We start from the raw sequence: 240 nt of genomic DNA on the forward strand, positions 1-240 counted from the left end.
CCAAACTTTAATCCAAGAGGTTTGGAAGAACGTTCACATGCCGAATACGTGGAAGGTAAAACCCTTAAAGAAATGGTGACTGAAGATCTGGTTGCTGAACGTATTGCAATCGACTCTTACCGTGAAATCATTCAATATATTGGCGATAAAGATCCAACTACACGCCGTATTTTGGAAGATATTTTAGCTCAAGAAGAAGAACATGCCGATGATATGGCTGATATTTTAAGTGATCTTTGA

At 38.3% G+C, this 240-nt stretch carries 1 protein-coding gene; it reads left to right on the forward strand.

Annotation, left to right across the window (positions count from 1 at the left end):
• On the forward strand, positions 1-240 hold a 240-nt coding region (locus tag JR005_RS15010), incomplete at its 5' end, for a ferritin-like domain-containing protein (RefSeq protein ID WP_267460110.1).

The sequence above is a fragment of the Acinetobacter sp. Colony158 genome (genome assembly GCF_019264745.1).
In the GTDB taxonomy this organism is placed as follows: domain Bacteria; phylum Pseudomonadota; class Gammaproteobacteria; order Pseudomonadales; family Moraxellaceae; genus Acinetobacter; species Acinetobacter ursingii.